Origin of the sequence: Pseudomonas sp. B707, assembly GCF_022496685.1 — a bacterium.
In the GTDB taxonomy this organism is placed as follows: domain Bacteria; phylum Pseudomonadota; class Gammaproteobacteria; order Pseudomonadales; family Pseudomonadaceae; genus Aquipseudomonas; species Aquipseudomonas paraglycinae.
On sequence record NZ_WTVE01000015.1, the window covers coordinates 76827 to 91723 of the forward strand.

General features: G+C 60.5%; 14 protein-coding genes and 1 pseudogene. 6 read left to right on the forward strand and 9 right to left on the reverse strand.

Features of this window, described 5'->3' with window-relative positions; all coding sequences use genetic code 11:
* The first annotated feature begins 25 nt into the window (after positions 1-25).
* Positions 26-1237: an alanine transaminase gene (gene alaC / locus GQX66_RS05940; RefSeq protein ID WP_085606535.1), complete on the forward strand. Its 1212-nt coding sequence runs from the start codon at positions 26-28 to the stop codon at positions 1235-1237.
* 90 nt (positions 1238-1327) lie between these two features.
* On the opposite strand, the gene GQX66_RS05945 is transcribed toward alaC, so the two are convergent.
* Positions 1328-2680 (reverse strand): GntP family permease, encoded by a 1353-nt coding sequence (locus GQX66_RS05945; protein ID WP_102717287.1) that lies wholly within the window; start codon positions 2678-2680, stop codon positions 1328-1330.
* 82 nt (positions 2681-2762) lie between these two features.
* The gene (locus GQX66_RS05950) at positions 2763-3296 is read right to left on the reverse strand and encodes a gluconokinase (RefSeq protein ID WP_064598881.1); all 534 of its coding nucleotides are present in this window, start codon (positions 3294-3296) and stop codon (positions 2763-2765) included.
* A 216-nt stretch (positions 3297-3512) separates the two neighbouring features.
* On the opposite strand from GQX66_RS05950, the gene GQX66_RS05955 reads away from it, so the two are divergent.
* Positions 3513-4544, forward strand: coding sequence for a LacI family DNA-binding transcriptional regulator (locus GQX66_RS05955; RefSeq protein ID WP_240867486.1), 1032 nt, complete (start codon positions 3513-3515; stop codon positions 4542-4544).
* 51 nt (positions 4545-4595) lie between these two features.
* On the opposite strand, the gene GQX66_RS05960 is transcribed toward GQX66_RS05955, so the two are convergent.
* Positions 4596-5468 carry a LysR family transcriptional regulator gene (locus GQX66_RS05960; RefSeq protein ID WP_085745165.1) on the reverse strand — a complete coding sequence of 291 codons (873 nt, stop codon included), beginning with the start codon at positions 5466-5468 and terminating at the stop codon, positions 4596-4598.
* A gap of 121 nt (positions 5469-5589) precedes the next feature.
* Here GQX66_RS05960 and GQX66_RS05965 point away from each other — a divergent pair, with 121 nt between their 5' ends.
* The 3 genes and pseudogenes from GQX66_RS05965 to GQX66_RS05975 all read left to right on the forward strand — a co-directional run bounded on the left by GQX66_RS05965 (position 5590) and on the right by GQX66_RS05975 (position 8297).
* Positions 5590-6030 carry a PACE efflux transporter gene (locus GQX66_RS05965; protein WP_085745166.1) on the forward strand — a complete coding sequence of 147 codons (441 nt, stop codon included), beginning with the start codon at positions 5590-5592 and terminating at the stop codon, positions 6028-6030.
* 125 nt (positions 6031-6155) lie between these two features.
* A pseudogene (locus GQX66_RS05970) lies at positions 6156-7577 on the forward strand (MFS transporter).
* Positions 7578-7730: 153 nt separating this feature from the next.
* Complete coding sequence (locus tag GQX66_RS05975) at positions 7731-8297, forward strand: hypothetical protein (RefSeq protein WP_085745168.1); 567 nt, start codon at positions 7731-7733, stop codon at positions 8295-8297.
* A gap of 57 nt (positions 8298-8354) precedes the next feature.
* On the opposite strand, the gene GQX66_RS05980 is transcribed toward GQX66_RS05975, so the two are convergent.
* The 5 genes from GQX66_RS05980 to GQX66_RS06000 all read right to left on the reverse strand — a co-directional run bounded on the left by GQX66_RS05980 (position 8355) and on the right by GQX66_RS06000 (position 13613).
* Complete coding sequence (locus tag GQX66_RS05980; RefSeq protein WP_085745169.1) at positions 8355-9674, reverse strand: PAS domain-containing methyl-accepting chemotaxis protein; 1320 nt, start codon at positions 9672-9674, stop codon at positions 8355-8357.
* A 515-nt stretch (positions 9675-10189) separates the two neighbouring features.
* Entirely contained in the window at positions 10190-11203 is a 1014-nt protein-coding gene (locus tag GQX66_RS05985; RefSeq protein ID WP_240867489.1) for an ABC transporter substrate-binding protein, read from the reverse strand.
* Positions 11200-11745 carry a sigma-70 family RNA polymerase sigma factor gene (locus GQX66_RS05990; protein ID WP_240867491.1) on the reverse strand — a complete coding sequence of 182 codons (546 nt, stop codon included), beginning with the start codon at positions 11743-11745 and terminating at the stop codon, positions 11200-11202. The genes GQX66_RS05985 and GQX66_RS05990 overlap by 4 nt, the downstream gene beginning before the upstream one ends.
* Positions 11746-11872: 127 nt before the next feature.
* Positions 11873-12664 (reverse strand): PhnD/SsuA/transferrin family substrate-binding protein, encoded by a 792-nt coding sequence (locus tag GQX66_RS05995; protein ID WP_240867494.1) that lies wholly within the window; start codon positions 12662-12664, stop codon positions 11873-11875.
* 7 nt (positions 12665-12671) lie between these two features.
* The gene (locus tag GQX66_RS06000; protein ID WP_240867496.1) at positions 12672-13613 is read right to left on the reverse strand and encodes a fatty acid desaturase; all 942 of its coding nucleotides are present in this window, start codon (positions 13611-13613) and stop codon (positions 12672-12674) included.
* 324 nt (positions 13614-13937) lie between these two features.
* Here GQX66_RS06000 and GQX66_RS06005 point away from each other — a divergent pair, with 324 nt between their 5' ends.
* Entirely contained in the window at positions 13938-14357 is a 420-nt protein-coding gene (locus tag GQX66_RS06005; RefSeq protein ID WP_240867499.1) for a GNAT family N-acetyltransferase, read from the forward strand.
* Here GQX66_RS06005 and def read toward each other — a convergent pair whose 3' ends face one another.
* On the reverse strand, positions 14358-14897 hold the full coding sequence (gene def, locus GQX66_RS06010) for a peptide deformylase (protein WP_240867501.1): 540 nt from the start codon (positions 14895-14897) through the stop codon (positions 14358-14360).

The following is a 14897-nucleotide window of genomic DNA, read 5'->3' on the forward strand; positions in this document are numbered from 1 at the left end:
GGCGCTTACGTTATCCGAGGCAACAATGGCTGAACAAGGTTCGCCGCGCCGCTTTGCGCGCATAGATCGACTCCCCCCTTACGTTTTCAACATCACCGCCGAGCTGAAGATGGCCGCCCGACGTCGTGGCGAAGACATCATCGACTTGAGCATGGGCAACCCCGACGGCGCCACGCCGCCGCACATCGTTGAAAAACTGGTGCAGGTTGCACAACGCGAAGACACCCACGGTTACTCCACGTCCAAGGGCATTCCGCGCCTGCGCCGGGCGATTTCCAACTGGTACAAGGAACGCTACGAGGTCGAGATCGACCCGGAAAGCGAAGCCATCGTCACCATCGGTTCCAAGGAAGGCCTGGCGCACTTGATGCTGGCGACCCTGGATCAGGGCGACACGGTACTGGTGCCTAACCCGAGCTACCCGATTCACATCTACGGTGCCGTGATTGCCGGCGCCCAGGTGCGATCGGTGCCGCTGGTGCCGGGCGTGGACTTCTTCGCCGAGCTGGAACGGGCGATTCGCGGCTCGATCCCGAAACCGAAGATGATGATCCTCGGCTTCCCGTCCAACCCGACCGCGCAGTGCGTGGAACTCGATTTCTTCGAGCGGGTGATTGCTCTCGCCAAACAGTACGACGTGCTGGTGGTGCACGACCTGGCTTACGCCGACATCGTCTACGACGGCTGGAAAGCCCCGTCGATCATGCAGGTGCCGGGTGCCAAGGACATCGCGGTGGAGTTCTTCACCCTGTCCAAGAGCTACAACATGGCGGGCTGGCGCATCGGCTTCATGGTCGGCAACCCGGAACTGGTCAGCGCTTTGGCGCGGATCAAGAGCTACCACGACTACGGCACGTTCACCCCGCTGCAGGTGGCCGCGATTGCTGCGCTGGAAGGTGATCAGCAGTGCGTACGCGACATCGCCGAGCAATATCGCCAGCGCCGCAACGTACTGGTCAAAGGCCTGCATGAACTGGGCTGGATGGTCGAGAACCCGAAAGCTTCGATGTACGTCTGGGCGAAGATTCCCGAAGCCTACGCGCACCTCGGCTCGCTGGAATTCGCCAAGAAGCTGCTGGCCGAGGCCAAGGTCTGCGTCTCGCCGGGTGTCGGCTTTGGTGAGTACGGCGACGATCACGTGCGCTTTGCGCTGATCGAAAACCAGGACCGGATTCGCCAGGCAGTACGCGGGATTCGCGGGATGTTCCGCGCGGATGGCCTCGTGACCAAATCCTGAGGTGATGATCGTTCCCACGCTCTGCGTGGGAACGATCCAGGCACAAAAAAACCGCATCGCTGCGGTTTTTTTTGTGTCTGGCGTTCGAGGTTAAACGAACAGCGACAGCAACAGAATAAAGCCCAAACCCACCACCGACAGGATGGTTTCCATCGCCGTCCAGGTCTTGAAGGTCTCGGCCACGGTCATGTTGAAGTACTGCTTCACCAGCCAGAAACCGGCATCGTTGACGTGGGACAGGATCAGCGAGCCAGCACCGGTGGCCAGCACCAGCAACTCACGGTTCACGCCCGGAATCATCCCCACCACCGGCACCACAATGCCCGCTCCCGTGATGGTCGCCACGGTGGCCGAACCGGTCGCGATGCGGATCACCGCTGCCACCAGCCACGCCAGCAGGATCGGCGAGATCTGCGCGCTGACCGCCATGTGGCCGATCACGTCGCCCACACCGCTGGTCACCAGCATCTGCTTGAAGCCGCCGCCGGCACCGATGATCAGGATGATCGCGGCAGTTGGCGCCAGGCTCGCGTCGAGCCATTTGAGCATCTGCTGAGAACCGATGCCCTGCTTGTAGCCGAAGGTGTACAGCGACAGCAGCAATGCCAGCAACAGTGCCGAGATCGGGTGACCGATCATGTCCATCCAGGTGCGGAAGAAATGACCGTCCGGCAGCGCCACGTCGGCGAAGGTTTTCAGCAGCATCAGGAACACCGGCAGCAGCACGGTGACCAGGGTGATGCCGAAGCTTGGCAGATCCTGCGAGTCCGACTCACGGGCCAGTTGATCGACCAGTTCCTGATTTGGCGTACCGGGAATGTGCTTGGCGATGAACGTACCGAAGATCGGACCGGCAATGATGGCGGTCGGCAGCGCGACGATCAGACCGTACAGAATGGTCTTGCCGATGTCGGCACCGAACACGCCGATGGCCAGCAGCGGGCCCGGGTGCGGCGGCACCAGGCCGTGCACGGCGGACAGGCCGGCGAGCAGCGGGATACCGATCTTGATGATCGACACACCGGTGCGGCGAGCCACGATGAACACCAGCGGAATCAGCAGCACGAAGCCGATTTCGAAGAACAGCGGAATGCCCACCAGGAAGGCAGCGAACATCATCGCCCACTGGACCTTGTCCTTGCCGAAGGCGCGGATCAGGGTCTGGGCGATCTGATCGGCACCGCCGGATTCGGCCATCATCTTGCCGAGCATCGTACCCAGCGCAAGGATGATGCCGACGAAACCGAGCACGCCACCGAAGCCGTCCTGGAACGCCTTGATGATGGTGCCGATCGGCATGCCGGACGTCAGGCCGAGGAACGCGGCGGCGATGGTCAGGGCAATGAAGGGATGGAGCTTGAACTTGGTGATCAGGACGATAAGCCCGATCACCGTGACTACTGCATCGAGCAGCAGATAGGCGTCATGGGACATGCCAAACATTGGGGGTGTCTCCTGGTTTGTTGTTGTTATTAAAGCGGGTTAATCAGAAGTCGAAAGGACAGCGCTATCTTCGCAATCACACTCATACCGCCTGTTTCAGGCCATGGGCCTGCCACCAGACGTGGGCTTGCGATGCGAGCTCTTCAACGCTGTGGATCGAAGCATTCAGGGCCAGGGTCAACGGCTCGCCCTTGGGCGATTCGAGGGTGGCGAACTGGCTTTCGATCAAGGTGGCCGGCATGAAGTGGCCCGGACGGTGGGACACACGTTCGGCGGCGACTTCAGGCGTCAATTCGAGGAACACGAAACCCAGGCCCGGCAAGGCGCTGCGCAGCACTTCGCGATAACTGTGTTTGAGGGCCGAGCAAGTCAGCACCGGGCGTTCGCCCAGGGCATCGACGCGACGCAGTTCATCGCACAGGCTGTCGAGCCAGCCGGCACGGTCTTCGTCATTCAGGGGGATCCCCGCGCTCATCTTTTCGATGTTCGCGGCCGGATGGAAAGTATCGCCTTCAATGGCAGTGGCGCCGCTCAATTGGCACAGGGCCTCGCTGACGCACGTCTTGCCGCAACCGGCAACGCCCATGATGACCAGGGCGGTGATGGGATGATTCATGTAACACCTCAGCGCGCAGACAGCGCTACCTTTGCTAGCTATGACTCTAGTGCACAGGCAGAAGTTGCCGACGCCTTCTTGTCGTTTTTTTGGGTTGCAGCAGGTTTTGTCGGTACGCCAAAAAGCGAGGATCAGGCAGGACCTCGCTTACGCATTTGCAGCTGCATAAGGACAGCGCTACCTTAGTGCCTTGATTTTTGTTTGGCAAGCCGCCCGATGACCACCCCTAAAAACGATAAAAACACCCGCACCACCGGCCGTCCCACCCTCAATGAAGTCGCCCGTCTGGCCGGCGTCAGCCCGATTACCGCCTCGCGCGCCCTGCGTGGGGTCAGCACGGTTGCCACCGAACTGGTGGAGAAAGTCCAGAAAGCCGCGCTGGCACTCAACTATGTGGTCAACCCCGCCGCCCGCGCTCTGGCCTCGGCCCAGAGCCATTCGGTGGTGGTTCTGGTGCCTTCGCTGTCCAACCTGTTGTTCATCGACACCCTGGAAGCCATTCATCGGGTACTGACGCCCAAAGGTTTCGAGGTGCTGATCGGCAACTTCCACTATTCCCGCGATGAAGAAGAAAACCTGCTGCGCAACTACATGGCCTATCAGCCACGCGGTTTGCTGCTCACCGGCTTCGACCGCACTGAAAGCTCGCGGCGGATGATCGAGGCCAGCAACATTCCCTGCGTGTACATGATGGAGCTGGACAGCGCGGCCGGGGTGAACTGCGTCGGTTTCTCCCAGCTCAGCGCCGGGGAAACGGCTGCCGAACATTTGCTGTCCCGTGGCCGCAAGCGTCTGGCGTACATCGGCGCGCAGCTCGATCAGCGCACCCTGCTGCGTGGCGAAGGCTTTCGCAAAGCGCTACAGAAGGCCGGTCGCTACGACCCGGATCTGGAAGTGCTGACCCCGCGTTCATCGTCCGTGGGCCTGGGCGGCGAGTTGTTCCTGCAACTGCTGGCGGCGCATCCGGATGTCGATGCGATCTTCTTCGGTAACGACGACCTGGCTCAGGGCGCCCTGCTCGAAGCGCTGCGCAACGGGATCAGGATCCCCGAGCAAGTGGCGATCCTCGGCTTCAACGACCTGCCGATGTCGGAACACATGGTGCCGCGCCTGAGCAGCATCAACACGCCCCGCGAAGCGATCGGCAAACGTGCGGCGGAGCAGATGCTGACGCTGATGGCCGGCAATAGCGTGGCGCGGCCGGTCGAAGACATGGGGTTCGAGCTGAAGATTCGCGAGAGCACCTGACCCCGCACGGCAATAACCTGTTGATCGTGCCCACGCAGAGCGTGGGAACGATCACCGACCGAGTATTTCAACAAGCGCCAGCGCCCCCTTCTGCAACGGCTGGCTCTTGAGCCACACCGCGTGCACCGGCAGCACCAGGCCGTTTTCGATATTGCGGAAGTTCAACCGTTTCAGCCGTCCGCTATCGAGCCACGGCTGCACCACCGACAGCGGAAAATTGCCCCAGCCCAATCCCGCCTCGACCATTTCCAGCGCTGTTTCCAGGTTATCGGTGCGCCAGTGGGACTCGGCCACCAGCGGCCGGGTTTCGCTGATCGGCAAGTCGCGGCTGCCGACGACGATCTGCCGCACATGCACCAGATCCTCGAGAAACAGATCCTGCCCCTGCAACAACGGACTGTCCGCCGCCAGCGTGGCGATCATCCGCTCACTGCCGACAAACTGAAAACGCTCCAGCACATTCACGCTCAACCCGGCGAACGCCAGACACACGCTGACCCGGCCGCGGTGAAGCATCGCCAGCACATCGTCCTGCGGCGCGGTCAGCACTTCGATGTCGAGCAGCGGATGACGCTCGCTGAGATCCTTGATCGCCGTCAGCAACCGTCGGCGATCGATATCCGCCGCCACGCCAATCGACAATTTGCTCTCAAGCCCCAGCGACAACTGCACCGCATGCACCTGCAATTGCTTGAGCTGATCGGCGATCAACCGAGCATGGGGCACCAGCGACAGCGCCATTGCCGTGGGTTGCGGTTCGCGGTGACTGCGATCAAACAGCGAGTAACCGAGTTCCGCCTCCAGATTGCCGATGGCCATGCTCACCGCCGACGGGACTCTGCCCAATGCCCTCGCAGCGGCGGAAAACGAGCCGCGTTCGATCACGGCGAGAAACAGCTCGATGCTTTCACTGTTGAAATTCACTTCGCACACCTATCAATAAAACTGAAAGCTACTGACTTTTTCTGTCATCTATATTGAAGCTATCTTTCGTCGCCTTCGCCAGTCCCATTGGCCACAAGTCGCAAGAAAGAGGCAATTCCCCATGCAAGGCGTCAAACGCAAACTGGTCTATGTGTCGCTCTATGAAGTGATCGGCATGACCTTCTCGGCCCTGGGCCTGGCCCTGTTGTCCGGCACCTCGCCCGGCAGCACCGGCCCGCTGGCGGTGATCATCACCACCATCGCCGTGACCTGGAACTTCATCTACACCTCGCTGTTCGAGCGCTGGGAAAGCCGTCAGGTGTCGCGCACCCGCACGGTAAAACGGCGCATCGCCCACGCCGTCGGCTTCCAGCTGACACTGATCGTGTTTCTGATTCCGCTGATCGCGTGGTGGATGAACATCAGTCTGATGCAGGCCTTTCTGCTGGATCTGGCACTGATCGTGTTCATCCCTTGCTACACCTTCGCGTTCAACTGGCTGTTCGATAAGGTGTTCGGCCTTCCGGCCTCGGCATTGCCGGATCCACAGCCCGCGACATAAATCGTTAATTGGTAAGCGGATATTGCAAGAAATCGGCGGTTTTCCCGTGCCAACCGCCGATATAAACAATCATTGATTTCCGATAGCAGGCTAAGCTTTTCCATCAATAAAAAATGGATCTGCCCATGACTGCACACGCCCCCGCCGCGCAACGCGACGGCATCGACCCGATACGCGCCGCCGAGATTTCTGCACGCATCGACCGCCTCCCGGCAGTCGCCACGATCTGGCGGCTGGTGGCGCTGCTATCGATCGGTGGTTTCTTCGAACTCTACGACCTGTTCCAGACCGCCTACATCAGCCCCGGGCTGATCCACGACGGCATCTTCGCCACCGGCAATCAGGGCGTGTTCGGTTTCTCCGATCAGGCTGCGTTTGCCTCGGCGACGTTCCTCGGCCTGTTTCTCGGCGCCAGCCTGCTCAGCCCGATGGCGGATCGTTTCGGGCGACGGGCGATCTTCACCTTCGCGCTGGTCTGGTACACCGTGGCCACGGTGCTGATGGGCGTGCAGAGTTCGGCGCTGGGGATCATCTGCATGCGTTTTCTGGTGGGCATCGGCCTTGGCATCGAGCTGGTGACCATCGACGCCTATCTCTCGGAACTGGTGCCCAAGCGCATGCGTAGTTCGGCGTTTGCCTTCGCATTTTTCGTGCAGTTCCTGTCGGTACCGGCAGTGGCGTTGATGTCCTGGTGGCTGGTGCCGCAGGCGCCGTTCGGGGTGTCCGGCTGGCGTTGGGTGGTGCTGGCGAGCGCGGTGTTTGCGCTGTTCATCTGGTGGCTGCGCAAGCGTCTGCCGGAGTCGCCGCGCTGGCTGGCCCAGCATGGCCGTTTCGATGAGGCGAACCGGATTCTCGACGGCATCGAGGCGCGCTGCGAAAAGGATCACCACCAGCCACTGGATGCACCGGAAGCGGTAGCCGTCGACGTCGAAGGCAAGGGCCGTTTCGCCGATATCTGACAGCCACCTTACCGGCGTCGCGCGCTGATGCTGATCGTCTTCCACATCTTCCAGGCCATCGGTTTCTTCGGCTTCGGCAACTGGCTGCCGGCGTTGCTCTCCGGTCAGGGTGTCAGCGTCACTCACAGCCTGATGTACGCGTTCATCATCACCCTCGCCTACCCGCTCGGGCCGCTGCTGTTCGTCAAATTCGCCAACCGCTTCGAGAACAAATGGCAGATCGTCGGCTCGGCCCTCGGCGCCATGACCTTCGGCACCTTGTTCGCCCTGCAGACCAGCGCCTTCGGCCTGATCTTCTGCGGTGTGATGATCACCTTCTGCAACGCCTGGCTGAGCTTCAGTTACCACTCCTATCAGAGCGAACTGTTCCCCACCAACATCCGCGCCCGGGCGGTGGGGTTCTGCTATTCGTTCAGTCGTTTGTCGACGGTGTTCAGCAGCCTGTTGATCGGTTTGTTCCTCGACCACTTCGGCACACCGGGCGTGTTGGCGTTCATCGTCGCCAGCATGTTGATCGTGATGCTGACCATCGGCTATTTCGGCCCTCGCACCCGTAACCTGGCGCTGGAAAACATCGCCCATCGCTGACGGACAACGGTCATCCTCTGCCGCCCTCCGGCAAGGGATGACCGCTTTGCCGGTTCACCAAAAACCACAAGCCATTGAAATAAAAGAACTTATTAGATAGGCATGGTAATTGCTCCCTAGGGCTGACAGTCATTACCTACAGGTCCTTTCATCATGTTGGTCAGTGCAAAACAACAGCAAATCATTCACCTGCCCAAGCCGCTGAATGACGATGCAACCGCCACGGCCGCGGCCGGCCTGCAAGGCGGTCTGCATGGCGCGATGCTGCAAACCCTGCAAAACCAGGCCCAGGCGCAAACCGCCGAAGCCACCGCCAAAGTGCGGGAATCGGCCACCCAACTGGCGACCCAGCAAGTCAGCGAAGCCACGCGTATCAGCGACAACGTCGACGAAGCGTTCGCCAAGACCCGTGTCGCCCTGCAAACCTCCGATACTTCGCCGAGCAAATCCTCAGGCTCATCGGCCCTGGACGAGTTCAAGGACTACATGAGCAAAACGCCGGAACAGCGTCTGCGCGACAGTATCCTCAAGGAAATGGGTCTGACCGAAGACGACATCAAAGCCATGCCGCCGGAGAAACAACTGGCCATCGGCAAAGAAATCGCCGAGCGACTGCAGGACAAGATGAAGCTGGCCGAAGCCGAGAAGCAGAACAAGCAAGATGCCAACTCGGCGAAGATCAGCGACGAGTCGGCTGACAAGTTCCTCGCTTCGCTCTGAAAAGCGGTGCAATAAAAAAGGATCCCCACGGGGATCCTTTTTTCAGCCGTGAAACCGTCAGTTCAACTGCAACGTCTCGTTGAACTGACTGATCGCATCCACCACATGCCGCGAGCCCTGCTGAATCTCCCGGATCGCGTCGCCCGCCTCGTTCGCCAGTTCCACCCCGAGCCCGGTGCGGCTCAGGCTCGACTGCATGCTCGACACTGCGCTCAATGACAACTCGTGGTTCTTGCGCACCACGTCGACGATCTCCAGGGTCGCTTGGCTGGTCCGCGCCGCGAGGCTGCGAACCTCGTCCGCCACCACCGCAAAACCACGCCCGTGCTCGCCCGCCCGCGCCGCCTCGATGGCCGCGTTGAGCGCCAGCAGGTTGGTCTGGTCGGCGATCCCGCGAATGGTCTGAACGATGGTGCCGATGATGTCCGACTGCTTGCTGACCGCATCGATGCTCAGCGCCGCTTCGTTGAGGTCGCGGGAAATGTCCTGAATGATCTGCACCGTTTGCTGCACGACCTGTGAGCCTTTTTGCGCGCAGGCGTCGTTTTGTACCGAAGTGCTGTGGGCCGATTCCGCAGCAGTCTGCAAGGTGGTCATCTGGTGGGTGATGTCACTGGCGAACTTCACCACTTTGTACAGCCGGCCCTTGGCGTCGAACAGCGGGTTGTACGACGCTTCCAGGTAAACGGTCTGCCCGGACTTGTTCTTGCGCTCGAAGCGGTGCGAGTGATATTCGCCGCGATTGAGCGACGCCCAGAACGCCTTGTACTGCGCGGACTCGGCCTCGACCCGGTGACAGAAAAGACTGTGGTGATGGCCGACGATTTCGTTGAGCGAGTACTGCATGGTCTTGAGGAAGTTGTCGTTGGCCGTGATCACATTGCCTTCCGGAGTGAACTCGATCACTGCCATCGACCGGCCGATGGCAGCGAGCATGCTTTCTTCTTCCTTTTCCTTGTTCACGCGCGCCGTTATGTCCGACGCCACTTTGATCACACTGCGGACCTGTTTGTCCGGGCCATACACCGGCATGTAACTGGCCTCGAGCCAGATCTCCCGGCCGCTTTTGTTCAAGCGCAGGAAAGTGCCGCTGATGGGTTCGCCCCGGGCCAGGTCACGCCACAACTTGGCGTATTCCTCGCTGCGATAAAATTCTTCTTCACAAAAAATCCGGTGATGTTTGCCACGCACTTCTTCGGCGCTGTAGCCCATGGTCTTGCAGAAGTTGTCATTGGCATCCAGCACGATGCCATCGGGGGTGAATTCGATCATTGCCATCGAACGGCTGATCGCCTCCAACTTGGCGTTGGCTTCGGTCAGGGCACAACTGAAACGTTCGATTTCCTGCAGATCAGCCTTGTGATGTAGGTTGAACATGTCTCGATCACCTTGAGCGCGGTCTTTTGATTTGATGAAAGTTCAGGTCTTTCAGAATCCACCACTACGTTCCACAGAACAGGCACACGCCTTCCTCCACGGGAGGAAGTTGTCAGGTGATAAACGATGATTAATCGGAGAGTCCATGCGACGACGCTCTAATCAAGACATCCTTCTCTTGATAGCCCGCGGGCGGGCCATTCCTAACATGCAGAAGAACTTCCATTTAAAAAACAGCTCCCTGTCGGTCAAGTGTCGGTGCCTTGGATTGCGCACTCTGGCAGCTTTGAGATCGGTAACCACTAGCGGTCGAAACGCATTGGATGGCGTTCGGCATAGTTAGTTATGAATGAGCATAGACAGCGCGAATGCTTGCGCAAGGCCACTAGTCGGCCAGTAATGAGGGAATTCGGACAGGAAGCGGACGAGAAACGGTTCAGCGGCGTGGGCGTTGATTGCCATTGCGACCGACTCGCAATGGCAACTTTTGAAACGACACCAATATCGGAAAAGAACTACAGACTCCCACTAACCTTGTTCGCCACATCATCCGGCACCCAAGGCTTCCACACTTGCGGTTGATCGCGCAGAAACGCTTCGGCGACCTGGCGTGGCTGCTGGCGCTTCTCGCTCATCCCGGCCAGGGTCTGGTTCAGCAGATCGATCGGCAAATCGACTTTCTCAAAGAACGTCACCAGTTCCGGATACTGCGCTTTGAACGGCGCCGAAACGCCAATCGCCAGGCTCGCCGGCATCGAGCGGGTGCCTCTCGGATTGGGGTTGTTGGCATCGGCCAGGGTTTTCCAGGCTTCGGCATCGAACGGCGGCTCTTCCAGCTTCACCAGTTTGAAGCGACCGAGCAGCGGCGTCGGCGACCAGTAGTAGAACAGCACCGGTTTGCCGCGCTTGATCGACGACGCCACCTCGGCATCCAGCGCCGCGCCGGAGCCGGTGCGGAAGTTGACGAAGCTGTCGTTCAGCGCATACGCCTTGAGCTTCTGGCTGTTGACGATTTCCGAGGTCCAGCCGGTCGGGCTGTTGAGGAAACGCCCACGGCTCGGGTCTTCCGGGTCCTTGAACACATCCTTGTAGCGCGGCAGGTCGGCCACCGATTTCAGTTCTGGCGCCAGCGGTTTGATCCCGCGCTCGGGGTCACCCTTGATCACGTATTCCGGCACCCACCAACCTTCGGTGGCGCCTTTTACCGTGTCGCCGAGGCCGAACACTTTGCCCTCGGCGGCAGCCTTGACCCACGCCGGACTGCGCCCGGCCCACTCTTCGCCGATCACCTGAATGTCGTTTTTCGCCAGCGCAGCTTCCAGGCTGACGGTGCTGCCCGGCAGCGTGTCGGTCGGGTAGCCGTAGCCTTTCTCGACAATCACACGCAGCACTTCAGTGATGAAGCTGCCGCTTTCCCAAGTGATGTCGCCGAAGTGGATCGGTGCGGTTTTTTCCGCTGCCACGGCGTGGCCGGCGGTCAGGGTCAGGGCCAGCAGCGAACTGCCGAGCAGGGTTTTGAGCGATCTCATGCGGACCTCTTGTTCTGGGAGGAAATAAGGGTTTGGTTGGCGCTGTGGCGGTTGCACAAGGCCTGGGAGCGGGTCATGTACAGGCTCACCGAACGTTGGGAGATACCCAGTTCGGCGGCGATTTGCGGGTACGTCAGGCCGTCGATGCGCGCCAGCAGAAAGGTCGAGCGCACCTTGCCCGGCAGGCGCCGGAGCGTCCGGTCCAGATGCTTGAGGCTTTGCGACAGGTCGGCGAGTTCTTCGGGAGACGGCGGGTGATCGAGGTCACCCTGTTGCAGCTGGTGCAGATGTCGACGCTCCAGATCGCCCCGCCGCCAGCGCTCGTACAGCAGGCGTTGAGCAATGGTGGTGAGCAACGCGCGGGGTTCGCGGATGGCGGTCAGGCCGGGGGCTTCGAGCAGTTGCGCGAAGGTTTCAGCGGCGATGTCTTCGGCGCTGGCCGCATCATTCGATTGCCGACGCAGACGTGTGCACAACCACGAGTAATGGTCGCGAAACAACGTGTTCACATGATTGCGATGGGATGAGTCGGCGCTGGACATGGGGGCTCCTTGATAAAGGGTCGCTGAATGTCCGGTCGTCCGGTGGCGCGATCCTAGCAAGGTGCCTTATGCGTTAAAAATACTTAAAAAGAATTTTTATATTCCATTAGTGAATTACAAGAAGCCGCTAACGCAAGCGGCCATAACCCAGCTCTTCGGCCTCGCGCTGGTAATCCAGCAGGACGAGGTAATCGCTTTCGCTGGCGGGCAGGACGTCGGGCAAACCGAGGATGCGGGCCACGTCCGGCAGGTCTTGGAGGCTGCGGTTCATGGCCCGGCGCAAATGCCCGATCTGCGCGTCGGTCGTGCTGGCAGCAGTAATGAAGGGCAAGGTCGGGCTGAACGCACTGCGCGCCACCACCCGCAATCCGCTGACCTCTTCGGCGGCGTACTGCGCCAGGTACGCAAAGGTCACGCTGTCGATGGCCGCCAGATCGGCGCGGTCTTCGCGCAACCAGCGCAGGCTCTCGCGGTGACCGCCACTGATGCCGACCGAGGCGAAAAACTGGCCATCCCGATGCAATGGGGCCAGGCGCTGGCGCAACAGGTTCATGCCGCTGTTGGAATCTTCGCTGTTGATCACCCCGCGACTGTCGAAGAACTCCGCCAGATTGCGACGCGGATCATCGGCGCGGGCGAGGATCAGGCTGCAATGATTGCCGGCGCTGGCGTCGGGCAATTCGTAGCGCGGACGGCCGACAATCCTGACCTGCCCACGCAGCGCGGTCATCAACGGATAGCCGCAGGTCTGGGTCAGCAGCAACTCAGGCGAACGCCAGAGTTCGAGCAGCGACAGGCTATCGGCGTCGAGCCGCGAACGGCCGAGGTGTTCGAGGATCCGCACCAGCCACTGCTCGTTCGCCGCGCGGATCGGCTCGGGTGCGATGTACATCAACAGCTCTGCGTAACCTGACGTCATGGTCGCCTCAAATAAACGGATGCTGCGGGCTGTCGATCGGTTTGATGCCGTGCCGGCGCCACAGTTGCCCATAACCTTGCACCAGAAATCCGCCGCTGCGCGCCACCCATTGCTCCCGGCGCATGCGGTAGGCCTCGGGCAAGTCGTACCACGACAGCTTCGGCAAATCGTGGTGCACCAGATGGAAATTCAGGTTCAGGAACAGCCAGCGCCACGGCCATCCGGCTTCGTTGAGTACCGTGCGCTGCTCCGGTTGCGTGTGCGGCCGGTGTTCATAGTAGGAGCGGATCATCGCGATCGACAGCGCCGGCACGCTGATCAAAAACAGGTAATGCCAGATCGGCAACACGCTGTAGCGGGCGATGAAAAACAGCATCAGCACGGTCAGGGCGCCGTGGGTCAGCCACATCAGCCAGGCCTGGCGCTCGCCGTTTTTCAGACGTTGCAATTCTTCACCGGCCAGCGCCAGCAACGCCAGCGGCGCGCCAAGAATGAATCGGCCCAATACGGTTTTGTTCAGCCAGTGCAGGCTGCGTTCGAACAGCGAACTGCCCTGCCAGCGTTCGGCACTCAGGTAACGGCTTTCGGGATCGACGCCGGGAATCGTCAGGTCTTCGTCGCGATGGTGCTGCAAATGGCTGTCGCGATAGAGCGTGTAGGGATACCACACCGCGAATGGCGCGTAGCCGAGGACTTTGTTGACGAAGGTCCAGCGCGTCGGATGACCGTGGAGCAATTCGTGCTGCACCGACAGCCACAGTACCAGCAGCGGAATCAGCAGCAGCGTGCTCCACCAGACGCCGAGCCGTTCGCTGCCCAGCACAATCGCGAACCAGCCGCCGTAGACGCCGATCAGCAGCAGCCAGGTCGGCCACTCGGTGCGGGCGGTGAAGCGCTGGCGCAGGGTTTCGATTTGCTGACGATGCTGATCGTCAAAGTAATGGGCCATGGCGTTGCTCGGAAAAGGAGTCCATTCCTTCTGTGCAACGACAACGGAGATTCTTGCAGATTATTTTTTAAGAGGTAGCGGGAGCCCGAATCCGGGCTCCCGAACGGCGTGATCAGTGGCCAAAGATGTCGACTTTCTTCGCCCTTTTTTCGTGGCGTTTCTCGATGGCGGTCTTGGCCGGTTTCTTCTTCGCGGCTTTCTTCGAATCCATACCTTTGGACATGATGCGTACTCCACTCAGAGGGGATGTGAGATCAGGTATACACCTATCCCGGCGGGCACGTTGTTTTATAATCCGCGGCTTTTGCACCGGCAGTCCGATTCATGACCGACATCCGTTACAGCCAGCTCGACGACCTGTCCTGGCCCTTGATTAACAAGTTCTACCGCCAGCATCAATCGTCGATGAAAGCGGTGCGCGAGGCGCAATTGTGGGTGGCGCGGCGAGAGGAAATCGTGGCGGCGTTGTGTTTGCGGCCGGTGTTCGGCGGGCATTGGCTGACCGGGCTGTTTGTTGATCCGGCGTGCCGAGAGCAAGGCATCGCTGCGCAGTTGATTGCCGAAGCGGTGAAGGACGTCGAGGCCCCGGTGTGGTTGTTCTGCCACCCGGACTTGCGCGGTTTCTACGAGCGGCGCGGCTTCACCTTCGACCCCGCCCTGCCCCAGGCCATGGCCGAGCGCTTGAGCCGTTATGCGCGGAGCAAGCCGATGATTGCCATGGAGCTGGCACCGCGCGCGGACTAGTCAGTCATCGGCGTTGGGATCGAGGTCCGGAAACATCACTTCGGTGAAACCGAACTTGCTGAAATCGGTAATGCGCGACGGGTACAGGCGCCCGATCAGGTGATCGCATTCATGCTGCACCACCCGCGCATGGAACCCCGAGGCCACACGCACAATCGGCTCGCCCTTGGGGTCGACGCCTTCGTAACGGATCTGCTGATAACGATCCACCGCGCCCCGCAGGCCGGGCACCGACAGGCAACCCTCAAAACCCTCTTCCATCAACGGACTGAGCGGCGTGATCAGCGGGTTGATCAGGATCGTCTGCGGCACCGCTTCGGCGTCCGGGTAACGCTCGCTGTGCTCGAAACCGAAGATCACCAGTTGCAGGTCGACGCCAATCTGCGGTGCAGCCAGGCCAACCCCGCCGACGCTTTCCATGGTCTGGAACATGTCGTCGATCAGTTGCCACAACTCCGGACTGTCGAGCATTTCGGCGGGCACTGGCGGGGCGATGCGCAGCAGGCGTTCGTCGCCCATCTTCAGAATTCCACGGATCAT